Consider the following 13,778-nt stretch of genomic DNA (forward strand, 5'->3'; position numbering starts at 1 on the left):
GCAGTGTCCTTTGCGGGCTCTCCGCAACTTGCGCATTTGATAAAAGTTATATCAAATAATAAATATTGAATTTGATCATTTCATCCAATAACGATCTATCTGGAGACTTCATGAACGGCACGACGCCCCCGCTGGTTTCCGATCCGTCGCGCGTGTCGCTAGCCGACGCCGCGCGTCTGTCGGGCGCGCTCCTGCAACGCGGCCACAGCGCCGAGTTCGATACCGGCGCGGCGCCGACGCTTGCCGATCTTGCCGAGTGTCTGTTCTTCTCGCCGGGCGATGGGCGCATCTGGCTCAACGACCAGCGGATGCTGCTCGTGCATGCCGCCGCGATCGGCACGTTGAGGCGCGAGTTGATCGATTGCGTCGGTTCGCAGCGCGCGCGGCGGCTCTTGACGCGCGCCGGCTACGCCTCGGGCGCGCGGGACGCGGAGTTGGTGCGGCAGCGCTGGCCGAACGCCGACGGCGCGTCGATTCTCGCCGCGGGCACGCGTCTTCATGCGCTCGAAGGCGTCGTCAAGGTGGAACCCGTGCATTTCTCGTTCGATGCGGCCAGTGGCCGCTACGATGGCGAGTTTCTCTGGCATCACTCTTCGGAGGCGGACGAGCACATCGCGGCTTATGGCATCGGCACCGAGCCCGCGTGCTGGATGGAGCTTGGCTATGCGATGGGCTACGTCACAGGGTTGACGGGGACGCTCGTGATTTTTCGGGAGGTGGAGTGCCGCGCGATGGGCAGCGCGGCGTGTCGTGTGATTGGCCGCAACGCCGCGCGTTGGGAAGATGTCGCGGACGATCTGCGCTACCTCGATCTACCTGCGGCGAATGCGGACGAGCACGTTGCAGACGAGGCCAAGCGCTTGAACGCAACCGTGCGCGCGCCATTCGCGAGGTCCAAGGGCGACCCCGATAGCGCCTTCGGTTTCAAGGCGCCGCTTCAGCCCGCTTCGGCCCCCGCACCGAGCGAGCCCCACCGGGCACAGGTCGCGGAGCGCCCGGGCCTCGTCGGCCGCTCAGCCGCCTTTGCCGCGTCCTGCGATGCGCTGATGCGCGTCGCCCCGACCGACACGGCCGTGCTGCTGACCGGCGAATCGGGCGTCGGCAAGGAGCTGTTCGCCGCCACGCTGCACCGGCAGAGCCGGCGCTCGGCGCGGACATTCGTCGCGGTGAACTGCGCGGCGCTGCCGGATACGCTCGTCGAGGCCGAGCTGTTCGGGGTCGAGCGCGGCGCGTTCACGGGCGCGCTGCAGGCGCGCGCGGGGCGGTTCGAGCGCGCGTCGGGCGGCACGCTGTTTCTCGACGAAATCGGCAGCCTGCCGTATCCCGCGCAGGGCAAGCTGCTGCGCGCGCTGCAGGAGCGCGAGATCGAGCGTGTGGGCGGCGGGCAGACGCTGCGCGTCGACGTTCGCGTGATCGCGGCGACCAACGTCGACCTTCGTGAAGAAGTGCGGCGCGGGCGTTTTCGCGAGGACCTGTTTTTCCGGCTCAACGTGTTTCCGATCGTGATTCCGCCGCTGCGCGAGCGGCGCGATGACATCGCGCTCCTGATCGACAGCTTCCTGCAGCAGTTCTGCCGCGAGCACGGCCGCTCGACACCCGGCCTCACGCAGCGCGCGCACCGCGTGCTCTTGAACTACGCATTTCCGGGCAACATCCGCGAACTGCGCAACATGATGGAGCGCGGCGTGATCGCGGTCGACGACGGCCAGCCGATCGATCTGCCGCATCTCTTTCGCCACGAGCCCCTGCCGGTTGCGGAGTTGTATGCCGTCAGCGACGGCGCGCTAAAGATCGAATCCGTGACCGGTCACGAGACGGCGCGAAGCGCGCCATCAACCGCGCATGGGGTTGCCGCAGCGGCGATGCCCGCGCCCATGTCGATCGATGCACTCGAAGAGCAGGTCTTGGCCGAAGCGCTCGCACGCACGCGCGGCAATGTTTCGGCGGCGGCGCGGCTGGTCGGTCTCACGCGCGCGCAATTCGCCTATCGAACCAAGAAGCGAGGCGGCGCAGGTAAAACGTAGGGCGTTTTCCGGCCCGTGAGAACGCATAGTTGTTTACCCGGGTTCGAATTCAAACGAGTAGCCAATCTCAAATCAATGTATACAATCGGAGCCGAGGTTGCCGCTCGGGCTATTAGAGTGAAAGCCCTGACGAGCCAATAATTCCCAATATAAAGCAACATTCTGGCCGGTGGCTAGCGGCGACGCGCACGGCTGCATGAACAATTCGATCAAAATTGTATACATAGGAGGAGAGATGTTCCTGAAAAACACGTGGTACGTCGCCTGTACCCCGGACGAAATCGCGGGCAAGCCGCTCGGCCGCCGGATCTGCAACGAGAAGATGGTGTTGTTCCGCGGCGCTGACGGCGCGGTCGCCGCGCTCGAGGACTTTTGCCCGCATCGCGGCGCGCCGCTCTCGCTCGGCTTCATGCGCGACGGCCAACTGGTGTGCGGCTATCACGGCCTCGTGATGGGCGCCGAAGGCAAATGCGCGTCGATGCCGGGCCAGCGCGTGGGCGGGTTTCCGTCGATCCGGCGCTTTCCCGCGGTCGAACGCTACGGCTTCATCTGGGTCTGGCCGGGCGATCCGGCGCTGGCCGATCCCGCGGCGATCCATCATCTCGAGTGGGCCGACAACCCGGAGTGGGCGCACGGCGGCGGCCTTTATCACATTCACTGCGACTACCGCCTGATGATCGACAACCTGATGGACCTCACGCACGAGACCTATGTGCACGCGTCGAGCATCGGGCAGGCCGAGATCGAGGAAGCCGCGCCGCAGACGAAGGTGGAAGGCGACAGTGTCGTCACGAGCCGCTTCATGGAGAACATCATGCCGCCGCCGTTCTGGGCCGCCGCGCTGCGCGGCAATGGCCTCGCGGACAACGTTGCGTGCGATCGCTGGCAGATCTGCCGCTTCACGCCGCCGAGCCACGTGATGATCGAAGTCGGCGTGGCGCTCGCGGGACACGGCGGCTATCACGCGGATGCACGGCACAAGGCGTCGAGCATCGTCGTGGATTTCATCACGCCGGAAACGGAGACCTCGATCTGGTACTTCTGGGGCATGGCGCGCAACTTCAAGCCGCAGGACGCGCAGCTCACGGAGACGATACGCGAGGGCCAAGGCAAGATCTTCGGCGAGGATCTCGAGATGCTCGAAGCGCAGCAGCGCAATTTGCTCGCCAACTCCGAGCGCAATCTGCTGAAGCTCAATATCGATGCGGGCGGGGTGCAGTCGCGCCGCGTGCTCGACAGGCTGATCGCGCAAGAGCAGCAGGCGGCTCAATCCGTTCCAGCCGTTGCGCGAGGTTGAGCATGCAAGTCAGAATCGCCCGTAAATTTCCGGTCGCCACCGACATCTGCGGGTTCGAACTCGTGCATCCGGATGGCGCCGCGCTGCCGGGCTTCTCAGCCGGCGCGCACATCGATGTGCAGCTCGACGGCGGCATCGTTCGCCAGTATTCGCTGTGCAATCGACCTGGCGCGACGCATCGCTATCTGATCGCTGTGCTGCGCGATGCGAATTCGCGCGGCGGTTCGCTCGCGATGCATGCGTTGGAGGAGGGCAGCTTGCTCGAGATCAGCGAGCCGAGGAATCACTTTCCATTGAGCGAGAACGCGGGACACTCGTTGCTCCTCGCAGGCGGCATCGGCGTGACGCCGATTATGTGCATGGCCGAAGCGTTGGCTCACGCGGGCGCTTCGTTCGAGATGCACTATTGCACGCGCAATGCTGCGCGCACCGCGTTTCAGGAGCGGCTCGCCGATGCGCGGTTTGCTGAGCGCGTTCATCTATACTTCGACGACGCTCGCGACGAGGCCCGTATCGATCTCGACGCCTTGCTTGCCAAACCCGCACCGGATACGCACCTCTACGTTTGCGGTCCATCCGGTTTCATCGCAGCGGTGTTGGATGCCGCCAAAGCCGCGGGCTGGAACGCTGCATGCGTGCATCGCGAATTCTTCGCAGCGGCGCCACAGGAAGGCAGTAACGGCGCGTTTCAAATCAAGCTGTCGAGCGATGGCCGCGTGATCGAGGTTGCGCACGACGTGACGGTTGCCTCCGCACTCTTGGCTGCCGGAGTCGATTTGCCGACTTCGTGCGAGCAGGGCGTATGCGGCACGTGCCTGACCCGCGTGCTCGCCGGCGAGCCCGATCATCGCGATTGTTATCTGACGGATGACGAGAAGGCCGCGAACGACCAGTTCCTGCCATGCTGTTCGCGCTCGAAGTCGCCGCTGTTGGTGTTGGATCTGTGACGGCGCGAGCCTGAAGCGGTTAATAGAGGGCGCTTGTAGTCACACAACGATTGAGGGTTTCGATGGAGCAACACGACGCGATGCCAGGCGACGCAGGAACATCGGCGGCATCGTCGCAAACGGTCAAGGCGCAGTTGGGACTGCGCGAGCTGATTCTCGCGGGCGAAGTCGCGCCCGGCGCTCGCATCACCGAACTGTGGGCGGTGGACCGGCTCGGCATGTCGCGCACGCCGGTGCGCGCCGCGCTGATGCGTTTGCAGGACGAAGGTCTGCTGGACCCGGTGCCGTCGGGCGGCTACGCGGTGCGCTCGTTCAGCAGCGCCGAGATCTACGACGCCATCGAATTGCGCGGCACGATGGAAGGCATGGCCGCACGGCTCGCGGCGGAGCGGGGCGTGGAACCCGAGTTGATGGTGTCGCTGCGCGAATGCGTGTCGGACATCGACCTCTTGCTCGAAGACCCAGCCATGACCGAAGCGAAATTTTCGCAATACGTTGAGCTCAACGAGCGGTTTCATCGCTTGCTTGCGTCGGCGTGCAACAGCAGCGTCGTTGAACGGCAGCTCGCGAAGGCGATGGCGCTGCCGTTCGCGTCGCCGAGCGGGTTCGTCAAAGTGCAGGCGGTCGCGCCCGACGCTTATCAAGTGCTCGTTGTCGCGCAAGCGCAGCATCGCGCCGTGCTCGATGCGATCGAGCGCCGCGAAGGGGCGCGCGCCGAAGCGCTGATGCGCGAGCATGCGCGTATCGCGCACCGTAATCTGGAGAACGCACTGAAGAATCAGACGGCGTTGTCGCAGTTGTTCGGGGCCAATCTGATTCGGCAGTGGAGTGCCGCGGTTTGAAGCGCATGACCGGCCCCCAGCTGATTGGGGGCCGGCCGCGTGAATTCGCGCTGACTGAATTTAGCCGTCGCGGAAGATAAAGCTATAGGCGCTCAAAGCGGGAACCCCGCCGAGGTGCGCATACAGCACTTTCGAGCCCTCCGGAAACTCGCCGTTGCGCACCATGTCGATCATCCCGTGCATCGACTTGCCTTCATAGACCGGGTCCGTCAGCATGCCTTCGAAGCGCGCGCATAGCCTGATGGCTTCGAGCGTGCCTTCGTTCGGCAAACCATATTCCGGACCGCCGTAGCGCGTATCGAGAACGACATCGCGCTCGGTGATGTCGCGCTTGAGATCGACCGCCTCGGCCGTGCGCTTGGCAATCCGCAGGATTTGCTCGCGCGTCGCTTCGGGCTTGGCGGATGCGTCGATGCCGATCACGCGCTCGGCGCGTCCGTCTTCCGCGAAGCCGACGATCATGCCGGCCTGCGTGCTGCCCGTCACCGAGCAGACGACGACATAGTCGAACTTGAACCCGAGCTCCGCTTCCTGCTGGCGCACTTCCTCCGCGAAGCCGACGAAGCCGAGGCCGCCCAGCGGGTGGTCGGAGCAGCCTGCCGGAATGGCGTAGGGCTTGCCGCCTGCTTGGCGGACGCTCTCCAACGCGTCTTCCCAACTCTTGCGAAAGCCGATGTCGAAACCGTCGGGCACGAGGCGCACGTCCGCGCCCATCATGCGCGACATTTGGATGTTGCCGACGCGGTCGTACACGGCGTCGTAGTAGTTGACCCAGTTCTCCTGCACGAGCACGCACTTCATGCCGAGATGCGCGGCGACGGCGGCGACCTGCCGGGTCTGGTTCGATTGAATGCCGCCGATCGAGACGAGCGTGTCGCAGCCTTGCGCGAGCGCTTCGGGAATCAGGTATTCGAGCTTGCGGGTCTTGTTGCCGCCGAACGCGAGGCCGCTGTTGCAGTCTTCGCGTTTGGCGAACAACTGGACTTTGCCTCCCAGGTGATCGCTCAGACGTTTCAACGGCTGAATGGGCGTCGGGCCGAAAGTCAGCGGATAGCGCGGAAATCGTTGCAGGTTCATGGCGGGTCTCACTCGGGTGGGAATGAGGAAATGATAGGGAATGTGCCGCGAAATGAGGTTGCGAAATAATTTTCGAAGGCGTACTTTGACCGCTATCAAAGCCGCATCGACCTAATTAAATTTCTAGAAGAAAGCCATGTGCGCAACAAAACGACGTAACGAATCGACGAGCGAGACCGACGCGTTCCAGCAACTCGACCGTATCGACCGCGCGATCCTCAAGCAGCTCCAAATCGATGCCTCGATCTCCAACGTCAGCCTTGCCGCGAAGGTCAAGCTCAGTGCGCCCGCATGCTTGCGGCGCGTGGAGCGCTTGAAGGAGATGGGGCTGATCCGGAGTGTGGTGGCGCTGCTCGACCCGAAAGCACTCGGCGCGGGGATGCTCGTCGTGATCGGCGTGGTGCTCGACCGCTCGACGCCGGAATCGTTTGCGGAGTTCGAGAAGGCGGCGCAGAAGGTGTCCGGCTGCATGGAGTGCCATGTCGTGACCGGAGAGTTCGATTACTTCATGCTCGTGCGCACGCGCGACAGCGAGAGTTTCAATCGCCTGCACGCGGAGCAATTGCTGTATTTGCCAGGCGTGCGCCAGATTCGCAGCTTCATGGTGCTCAAGGAAATTCTGTCGACGACGAAGATCCCGCTTTAAATCGGCTACGTCTCATCCTCAACGGCTGCGAGACCACGGATGAGTCCGGACAACGCCTTGGCCGGCTCGCTCAGATTCGGGCTCGCGCGATGGACGAGTCCGATTTCACGGTGAAACGTGTGAGGCCCAAGGTCGATCGCACGCACGGACGCGGGCCAGCGGCTGCGTGTCGCTTGAGGTATCAACGCGACACCCAAGCCGTTTGCCACCAACTTCACGATTGCCTCGAGTTCATCGACCTCGCAGACTTCACGCGCCGTGAAATGCATGCTGCGCAGGAATTTGTCGACCTGTCGACCGCCGAATGAGGAGCGGTCGTAGCGGATGAACGGTTGCGTCGAAAGCAACGCTTCCCAATCGTCACCGCGCACGCCGCGAGGGACGAGCAGGCGGTAGGGCTCGCTGGCAAGCAGCGTCCAACGCAGATCCTTTTGCAGCGAGAAGGGCGGCCGGATGATGATCGCCATATCGATCTCGCCGGCGTCGACGACGTTGACGAGTTGCGCGGAGAGCCCGGGGATGACGCGGCTCCTGCATTGCGGATACTGCTTATGGAACTTCGTCAACGCGTCGGGAAGCAGGGACCGCTGGACCGATGCGATCGCGCCTACGCTAACGAGCACGGACGGCGCTGCGCCGGCGGCGGGCGCGCCCAGATTGTCGTATAGACGGATCAGCTCCTGCGCCTGGAGGAGTATCTGCTGCCCGGCAGAATTCAGGCGAGCCGAGCGTCCCTGGCGGTCGAACAGCGCGACGCCGAGCTCCGACTCCAGCCGCTGCATCTGCGCGCTCACGGCGGCCTGCGTCAGTCCGATTTTGTCGGCTGCCGCAGCGAAGGTGCCTTCGCGAGCGACCGCGACAAGGGTCTTGAGCTCTCTGAGCATAGACAAATCCTATTTGTGGTTTTCACAAAAATATATTGATTTTATTTAATATGGACCATCTTTACGATGGCGGGAGAGGAACCCGGCCATTTCATTCTTACGGAGCATTCGATGAGTCTTTCCCCGTTCCACCTGGCGATTCCGGTCTATGACCTCCCGGCCGCACGACGCTTCTACGGCGAGGTGTTCGGCCTCGAAGAAGGCCGCTCGGATACACAGTGGGTCGATTTCAATTTCTTCGGCCATCAGTTGGTCATTCACGAGCAGGCCAAAACCGCGGCGCAGGAGCGGCCGTCGTCGAACCCGGTCGACGGCCACGATGTGCCTGTCCCGCACTTCGGCGTCGTACTGGAGTGGGATCAATGGGAGGCGCTGGCGGAACGCCTGAAATCGTTCGGCACCGAGTTCGTCATCGAACCCTACGTTCGTTTCAAAGGGCAGGTCGGCGAGCAGGCGACGATGTTCTTGCTCGATCCTTGCGGAAACGCGCTCGAGTTCAAGGCTTTCAAGGACATCGGTCAGCTGTTTGCGAAGTAAGGCGCTGGCCGATTGTGTCGATACCGTGTCCGCGATGCGCAAAAAATGCGCATAACGTCCGTTGTGCGTGAACGGATTGCCTACAATCAATTCACGCGCACGGCGGTTTCGTAAGCAACACGGTAGTCATCAATGGCGGGTCCGCTTTGCGTCTTCCGTTCCCATCGCAAGGAGGGCTGCCATGGCGACCTATGTGGTCCTTTTCAAATTCACGGATCAGGGCATCCGCGCCGTCAAAAACACCTCGCAAAGGGCCTCTCAGGCGGCCGAAATGGCCAAGAGTTTCGGCTGCGAAATGACGAGCATCTACTGGACGCTGGGCGAATACGACATCGTCGCGACCGTCACCGCGCCCGACGATCAGAGCCTGTGCGCATTCGGCCTGGCAATTGGCTCGGCGGGCAACGTCCACACTCAGACGCTGCGCGCATTCACGAAAGACGAAATGGGCGCGATCCTTGCGAAGCTGCCATAGGGCGTTAGCCCATTTCAACCGTTTCTCTTTGCCGCGCCGGTTTTCCCGCGCGGCATTTCCGTTATGGAGGTCACGATGAATGCAGAAACTCACGCAGACTTGAAGGCGTTCGTGCAAACGGCCGAACGCTCGGGTGGATTCGTCTGGGTAATCGCGCTGGTCGACTTTGCCGCGCGCGACGTGAGGCGCGCGCTGGTGTCGGATGAATCGTATTCGACGTCCGCCGCCGCCAAAGATGCGGGTGTGGCGCGCTTAGCCGCGCTGACGGCCGATCGCACAGCGCACGCATAGCGCAGACTTGTTTTTGCGCCACAACATACTAACTTTCATCATATGAGGGTCGGAAAGAGGAGACGGTCATGTCCTCCACGCCACGCGCTTCGGATTCCGCTTTTGGCGCATCGGTCGAAGCCGGCAGTTTTCGCGTGAACCGGCCGCAAAGCGCGGGCGACGTGATCGAGTTGCTGGGCAAGCGCGGCATTCAAATCGTCGATCTGAAATTCACGGATCTGCCGGGGCTTTGGCAGCATTTCTCGATCACGCTCCCCGAGGTGCACGCAGGGCTTTTCGAGGCCGGCATCGGCTTTGACGGCTCGTCGATTCGCGGCTTTCAGGAGATCCACGAATCGGACATGCTGCTCAAGCCCGACCCTGCCACCGCGTTTGTCGATCCGATTTGCGGCACGCCGACGCTCTCGATGATCTGCGACGTTGTCGACCCCGTGCTGCGCCAGCCGTACTCGCGCGATCCGCGCTATGTCGCGAAGAAGGCCGAGAACTATCTGCGCCAAACGGGCATTGCGACCACCTGCTATTTCGGCCCGGAATTGGAGTTCTTCATTTTCGATTCGATCCGCTTCGGACAGGAGCCGCATTGCGGCTTCTACTATGTTGAATCGGCCGAAGGCGATTGGACGACGGGGCGCGACGAAGGCGCATACGGCGGCGGCAATCTCGGCTACAAGGCGCGCTACAAAGAAGGCTATTTTCCGGTGCCGCCGCAGGACACCCTGCAGGAAATCCGTTCGGAAATCGCGCTGACGCTCCAGCACGCCGGCGTGCAGGTGGAGGTGCACCACCACGAAGTGGCGACCGCCGGACAGAACGAAATCGACATGCGCTTTGCGACGCTCACGCGCATGGCCGACAACGTGATGATCTACAAATACATCTGCAAGAACATCGCGCGGCGGCACGGCAAAGTCGCGACCTTCATGCCGAAGCCGCTCTTTGCCGACAACGCGAGCGGCATGCACTGCCACCAGAGCCTCTGGAACGACGAACACAATCTCTTTTACGACGCGAGCGGCTGGGCACTGACATCGGAGACTTGCCGCTGGTATATCGGCGGGCTGTTGCAGCATGCGCCCGCGCTGATGGCGTTTTGCGCGCCGTCGACGAATTCGTACAAGCGTTTGGTTCCGGGCTATGAGGCGCCGGTGAACCTCGCGATGTCGCAGCGCAATCGCTCGGCCGCCGCACGCATTCCGATGTATTCGGATTCGCCGAACGCGCGGCGCGTCGAGTTCCGTTGCCCGGACCCGTCGGCGAATGCGTACCTGGCGTTTGCCGCAATGCTGATGGCGGGAATCGACGGCATCGAAAACAAGATCGACCCGGGGCCTCCGCTGGACCGGAACATCTACGACCTGCCGCTAGAGGAAGCGAAGAACATCCGCCAGGTTCCAGGCTCGCTTGAAGCCTCGCTTGCGGCGCTCGAAGTGGATAACGCGTTCTTGCGAAAGGGCGACGTGTTTACCGAAGACATCGTCGAGACCTGGATTGACTACAAGCGCAAACACGAAATCGATCCGGTGAAGTTGCGCCCGCATCCATGGGAGTTTTACTTGTACTTCGATATTTGATACGGGGCGCCGCGTTCGATTCAAGGCTTCCAAAGATGTTCGATGACGGCGTCGGCCACTGCGTGCGGCGCCTCCCTTAGCGGGAAATGCCCGGCGCCGTCGATGACGATGCGCCGATACCCCGCGTCGAAATAGCGGTCCTGGCCTTCCGACGTTGCGGGCTCGTCGCATAGATCCGAGCCGCCTTGAATCATCAGCGTGGGGACGTGGACCTTATCGACAGTGCGCAATTTCGCGTGCAGCGCGTCGTACCGCGGATCGGACAGTTCGTCTTGGCGCCATCTGCGCCGATAGCCGTTCAGCGTGATCGCCACCCAGTCGGGATTGTCGAAGCTCTCAGCGGTGCGAGCGAATTCGTCCTCGTCGAACCAACCGGCGGGCGACCACGTGTCCCACTGAATCCGCGCGAAGCCTTTGGGGTCGCGACGCACTGCATCCGGGCCGCTGTCGAGCGACATGAACCACTGATACCAGAAGCGTCGCGCCTGCGAGAAATCGGGTAGAACGAAAGCGCCTTTCGGTTGAAACGCTAGCGCGATAGCGGCGATGCGCTGAACGCGATCGGGGAAGAGGGCGGCCATCGTGTACGCGGCGCGTGCGCCCCAATCGTGGCCGACTACTTGGAATTGGGTGAAGCCGAGCGTGTCGGCTAATTCGAGCGCGTCTTGCGCGAGTGCGACGCCCGAGCCGTCGCGTACCGTATCGGGCGACAGGAACGATGTTTGCCCGCTGCCGCGCAGGCTTGGCGTGACGGTTTTGAAACCGGCTTGATTCAGGCGGGCCGCTACGGGAGTCCACGCGCGTGCTGCGTCCGGCCAGCCGTGCAGGAGGATGACGGGCGGGCCGTCGTCGGGGCCGGCGATTTTATAGGCGATGTCTAATACGTCCGTTAGTGCGTGTTCGAGGCGCTCGCTCATCTTCGACTCTCTTAGGCCGACGTGTGGAGGTTTAGCTTACTGCTAAGCGGTGAGTCGTGTGCGGGGTGTTGTTGTTGTTGTTCGCTAAGGCTTTCGCGAAAACTTTGATTTCGCGCCGGTACGTATAGTCCGTCCCTCCCCGGGACCGGGGTCACTTTGGTCCTTGCCCAAAGTAACCAAAAGCGCGTCCTGGGCGGACGGCCTTAGCCCGGAGGCACTCAACCCTGTTAGTACCGGTGTCCCGAGCGCAAGCGTGGGAAACCGTTACCACTCGCCGTACGTCCCATCAGCACGCGGCACAGAATTGCGCCCATACGAATCAAACTGAAGCTACTGATTTGGGCACGCCCCACGTTGCCTACGATTGGAAGCAAGCCCAGCGCATGGGCTCATTGCAAGACAGCCTCTTTGACTCTCCTGACCTTCAGCGCCGATTTGACGCGAGCGGACTTCATTCCGTGCCGCGTGTTACTGGGCCGTGCGGCGAGTAGTAACGGTTTCCCACGGTTGAGTTCGGGACACCGGTACTAACAGGGTTGAGTGCCTCCGGGCTAGGCCGTCCGCCGAGGACGCGCTTTTGGTTACTTTGGGCAAGGACCAAAGTGACCCCGGTCCCGGGGAGGGACGGACTAAACGGACCGCCGCGAAATCAAAGTTATCGCGAAAGCAAAAGTCACCCCTCGTCCTCGGCCAGAATGCCGATCAACACCGCCCCACCCTCGACGCGCACCGGATACGTGCGCAACCGCTCGCATACGGGCGCGCACAGCGGCTTGCCGGTCGCAATATCGAAACGCCCTTGATGGCGCGGACATTCGATCTCGTTGCCGAGCACGAACCCGTCGGCAAGATGCGCTTGTTCGTGCGTGCACCAGCCGTCGGTCGCGTGGAAGTTGCCGTCGATGCGATAGACGGCGAACGTCGCGCTGCCGTGGTCGAAACGGATCACGTCTTCTTCTTCGATGTCGTCCGTGCTGCACGCGACGACCCACTCTCGTTGATCGAGCATTTCGTGTCTCCTTTAACGTTATCCGTTGTGGCGTTGCGCCAGGTTTCGCATCAAGCGGCAGGGCGCTGCGGGTCGCCTTCTTTCACTTCGCGTCGAATGAAGTGCGAGCTGTCGCGCGTCTGCCTGATCAATGCGGGCACCATCTCGCGATACGCCGACCATAGGGTCGGATACGGCGCCGGCGTTTGCGAGCGGACCGCTTCGTGCAAGCGAGGCAGCGCGTGGTACGGCACCATCGGAAACACGTGATGCTCGAGGTGGTAGTTCATGTTCATGTAGAGAAAGCGGAACACCGGATTGATGTAGACGGTGCGCGTATTGAGCCGATGGTCGGTCACGTTCATCGCGAGACCCGCGTGTTGCGTGAGCCCAAGTGTTTGATGGAACCAGCCGCAATAGAAGCGCGGCGTCCACACGAACAGTAGCGGCAGGATGCTTTGGATCGACACGCACCATGCGATCAACGCGACGACGATGGCGACGTACGCGCGGCTCGTCCAAATCAACTTGCGGCGCTCGCTGACCGGCACGAAGTCGGCGATCTCCGGCGCGATCGCGCCGCATGCGTGGCGGACGATCTTGATGATTTCCTTGGTGCCGCCCACGAGATAGAAGAAGTCGAGTGCGATTTCGAAGAGCCGCGGCGGACGCTCGACTTGAATCTCGGGATCGCGGCCCGTGATGATCGTATGCGTGTGATGGCGCGCATGGCTCCATTTCCACAACGTCGCCTCGCGGATCGTCATGAACGAGCACAGCTGATAGAAGACCTGGTTGAGCCAGGTCGTCTTGAACGGCGTGCCGTGGCTCAGTTCGTGCCAGCGCGCGTCGCTCGAGCAATAGATCGTGCCGTAGACGAAGAGCGCCGGAATCGCCCACCACGTGCCCCAGCTATAGATGGCTAGCGCACCCGAAGCGATGAGCAGCACACACCACAGGCTGAAGTTCTTGAGGCTTTCGGCGTCGCTGCGCTTCATCAGCTGCTTCAGCGCTGGACGGGCAATGGCCGGGCGGAACCAGACTGCTTCGCCGCCTTCGATGCCTGCGGATGGCGCCGGTTCGGCTGTGCGGGCCGTGCCACCGGGTGCCGTGGCGCGGTGTGGTGTGCTCATCGCCCCTGTCTCCTGAGATTTTCGATTTCGGATGTGTGCAGCGTAGGTCCGCCGAGCGGCCTTCTCAACGAAAAGATTGACGATTTTTCGTCAAGCTCTTAGCGTCACGGAAAAACACATCTAGGTCGGTGCGCCACATCACGGAG

General features: G+C 62.4%; 14 protein-coding genes. 9 read left to right on the forward strand and 5 right to left on the reverse strand.

Translation table 11 applies throughout. The annotated features are described in order from the left end of the window. The first annotated feature begins 110 nt into the window (after nt 1–110). The 4 genes from AAHK20_RS28125 to AAHK20_RS28140 all read left to right on the forward strand — a co-directional run bounded on the left by AAHK20_RS28125 (nt 111) and on the right by AAHK20_RS28140 (nt 5,110). On the forward strand, nt 111–2,024 hold the full coding sequence (locus AAHK20_RS28125) for a sigma 54-interacting transcriptional regulator (protein WP_449184769.1): 1,914 nt from the start codon (nt 111–113) through the stop codon (nt 2,022–2,024). Nucleotides 2,025–2,259: 235 nt separating this feature from the next. Next, on the forward strand, nt 2,260–3,321 hold the full coding sequence (locus tag AAHK20_RS28130) for an aromatic ring-hydroxylating dioxygenase subunit alpha (protein WP_449184770.1): 1,062 nt from the start codon (nt 2,260–2,262) through the stop codon (nt 3,319–3,321). A gap of 2 nt (nt 3,322–3,323) precedes the next feature. Then, the gene (locus AAHK20_RS28135; protein ID WP_449184771.1) at nt 3,324–4,268 is read left to right on the forward strand and encodes a PDR/VanB family oxidoreductase; all 945 of its coding nucleotides are present in this window, start codon (nt 3,324–3,326) and stop codon (nt 4,266–4,268) included. Nucleotides 4,269–4,330: 62 nt separating this feature from the next. After that, nucleotides 4,331–5,110 (forward strand): GntR family transcriptional regulator, encoded by a 780-nt coding sequence (locus tag AAHK20_RS28140; RefSeq protein ID WP_449184772.1) that lies wholly within the window; start codon nt 4,331–4,333, stop codon nt 5,108–5,110. Nucleotides 5,111–5,170: 60 nt separating this feature from the next. On the opposite strand, the gene AAHK20_RS28145 is transcribed toward AAHK20_RS28140, so the two are convergent. Then, nucleotides 5,171–6,187 carry a 1-aminocyclopropane-1-carboxylate deaminase gene (locus AAHK20_RS28145; protein ID WP_449184773.1) on the reverse strand — a complete coding sequence of 339 codons (1,017 nt, stop codon included), beginning with the start codon at nt 6,185–6,187 and terminating at the stop codon, nt 5,171–5,173. Nucleotides 6,188–6,323: 136 nt separating this feature from the next. Here AAHK20_RS28145 and AAHK20_RS28150 point away from each other — a divergent pair, with 136 nt between their 5' ends. Continuing rightward, nucleotides 6,324–6,833 carry an Lrp/AsnC family transcriptional regulator gene (locus AAHK20_RS28150; RefSeq protein WP_449184774.1) on the forward strand — a complete coding sequence of 170 codons (510 nt, stop codon included), beginning with the start codon at nt 6,324–6,326 and terminating at the stop codon, nt 6,831–6,833. A gap of 5 nt (nt 6,834–6,838) precedes the next feature. Here the strand turns inward: AAHK20_RS28150 and AAHK20_RS28155 are convergent, their stop codons facing one another. Continuing rightward, on the reverse strand, nt 6,839–7,717 hold the full coding sequence (locus tag AAHK20_RS28155; RefSeq protein WP_449184775.1) for a LysR family transcriptional regulator: 879 nt from the start codon (nt 7,715–7,717) through the stop codon (nt 6,839–6,841). A gap of 111 nt (nt 7,718–7,828) precedes the next feature. Here AAHK20_RS28155 and AAHK20_RS28160 point away from each other — a divergent pair, with 111 nt between their 5' ends. The 4 genes from AAHK20_RS28160 (at nt 7,829) to glnA (ending at nt 10,594) form a co-directional block, all read left to right on the forward strand. Next, a complete protein-coding gene (locus tag AAHK20_RS28160) occupies nt 7,829–8,254 on the forward strand; it encodes a VOC family protein (RefSeq protein ID WP_449184776.1) in 426 nt (141 codons plus the stop codon). 181 nt (nt 8,255–8,435) lie between these two features. After that, nucleotides 8,436–8,729 carry a GYD domain-containing protein gene (locus AAHK20_RS28165; RefSeq protein ID WP_449184777.1) on the forward strand — a complete coding sequence of 98 codons (294 nt, stop codon included), beginning with the start codon at nt 8,436–8,438 and terminating at the stop codon, nt 8,727–8,729. Between the two features lie 75 nt (nt 8,730–8,804). Beyond that, the gene (locus AAHK20_RS28170) at nt 8,805–9,020 is read left to right on the forward strand and encodes a hypothetical protein (RefSeq protein ID WP_449184778.1); all 216 of its coding nucleotides are present in this window, start codon (nt 8,805–8,807) and stop codon (nt 9,018–9,020) included. A 68-nt stretch (nt 9,021–9,088) separates the two neighbouring features. Further along, entirely contained in the window at nt 9,089–10,594 is a 1,506-nt protein-coding gene (gene glnA, locus AAHK20_RS28175; RefSeq protein ID WP_449184779.1) for a type I glutamate--ammonia ligase, read from the forward strand. A 20-nt stretch (nt 10,595–10,614) separates the two neighbouring features. Here the strand turns inward: glnA and AAHK20_RS28180 are convergent, their stop codons facing one another. From AAHK20_RS28180 to AAHK20_RS28190, 3 genes are all read right to left on the reverse strand, one after another. Then, nucleotides 10,615–11,511: an alpha/beta fold hydrolase gene (locus tag AAHK20_RS28180; RefSeq protein WP_449184780.1), complete on the reverse strand. Its 897-nt coding sequence runs from the start codon at nt 11,509–11,511 to the stop codon at nt 10,615–10,617. 673 nt (nt 11,512–12,184) lie between these two features. After that, a complete protein-coding gene (locus AAHK20_RS28185; protein WP_449184781.1) occupies nt 12,185–12,520 on the reverse strand; it encodes a non-heme iron oxygenase ferredoxin subunit in 336 nt (111 codons plus the stop codon). A 50-nt stretch (nt 12,521–12,570) separates the two neighbouring features. Then, on the reverse strand, nt 12,571–13,632 hold the full coding sequence (locus tag AAHK20_RS28190) for a fatty acid desaturase (RefSeq protein ID WP_449184782.1): 1,062 nt from the start codon (nt 13,630–13,632) through the stop codon (nt 12,571–12,573). Nucleotides 13,633–13,778 lie beyond the last annotated feature (146 nt).

It is taken from the genome of Trinickia camelliae (assembly GCF_053525655.1).

What these genes read in the sequence shown, in the direction of transcription:
- AAHK20_RS28125 (WP_449184769.1), top strand. Translation starts at nt 111, where the DNA reads ATGAACGGCACGACGCCCCCGCTGGTTTCCGATCCGTCGCGCGTGTCG.
- AAHK20_RS28130 (WP_449184770.1), top strand. Translation starts at nt 2,260, where the DNA reads ATGTTCCTGAAAAACACGTGGTACGTCGCCTGTACCCCGGACGAAATC.
- AAHK20_RS28135 (WP_449184771.1), top strand. Translation starts at nt 3,324, where the DNA reads ATGCAAGTCAGAATCGCCCGTAAATTTCCGGTCGCCACCGACATCTGC.
- AAHK20_RS28140 (WP_449184772.1), top strand. Translation starts at nt 4,331, where the DNA reads ATGGAGCAACACGACGCGATGCCAGGCGACGCAGGAACATCGGCGGCA.
- AAHK20_RS28145 (WP_449184773.1), bottom strand. Translation starts at nt 6,187, where the DNA reads ATGAACCTGCAACGATTTCCGCGCTATCCGCTGACTTTCGGCCCGACG.
- AAHK20_RS28150 (WP_449184774.1), top strand. Translation starts at nt 6,324, where the DNA reads ATGTGCGCAACAAAACGACGTAACGAATCGACGAGCGAGACCGACGCG.
- AAHK20_RS28155 (WP_449184775.1), bottom strand. Translation starts at nt 7,717, where the DNA reads ATGCTCAGAGAGCTCAAGACCCTTGTCGCGGTCGCTCGCGAAGGCACC.
- AAHK20_RS28160 (WP_449184776.1), top strand. Translation starts at nt 7,829, where the DNA reads ATGAGTCTTTCCCCGTTCCACCTGGCGATTCCGGTCTATGACCTCCCG.
- AAHK20_RS28165 (WP_449184777.1), top strand. Translation starts at nt 8,436, where the DNA reads ATGGCGACCTATGTGGTCCTTTTCAAATTCACGGATCAGGGCATCCGC.
- AAHK20_RS28170 (WP_449184778.1), top strand. Translation starts at nt 8,805, where the DNA reads ATGAATGCAGAAACTCACGCAGACTTGAAGGCGTTCGTGCAAACGGCC.
- glnA (WP_449184779.1), top strand. Translation starts at nt 9,089, where the DNA reads ATGTCCTCCACGCCACGCGCTTCGGATTCCGCTTTTGGCGCATCGGTC.
- AAHK20_RS28180 (WP_449184780.1), bottom strand. Translation starts at nt 11,511, where the DNA reads ATGAGCGAGCGCCTCGAACACGCACTAACGGACGTATTAGACATCGCC.
- AAHK20_RS28185 (WP_449184781.1), bottom strand. Translation starts at nt 12,520, where the DNA reads ATGCTCGATCAACGAGAGTGGGTCGTCGCGTGCAGCACGGACGACATC.
- AAHK20_RS28190 (WP_449184782.1), bottom strand. Translation starts at nt 13,632, where the DNA reads ATGAGCACACCACACCGCGCCACGGCACCCGGTGGCACGGCCCGCACA.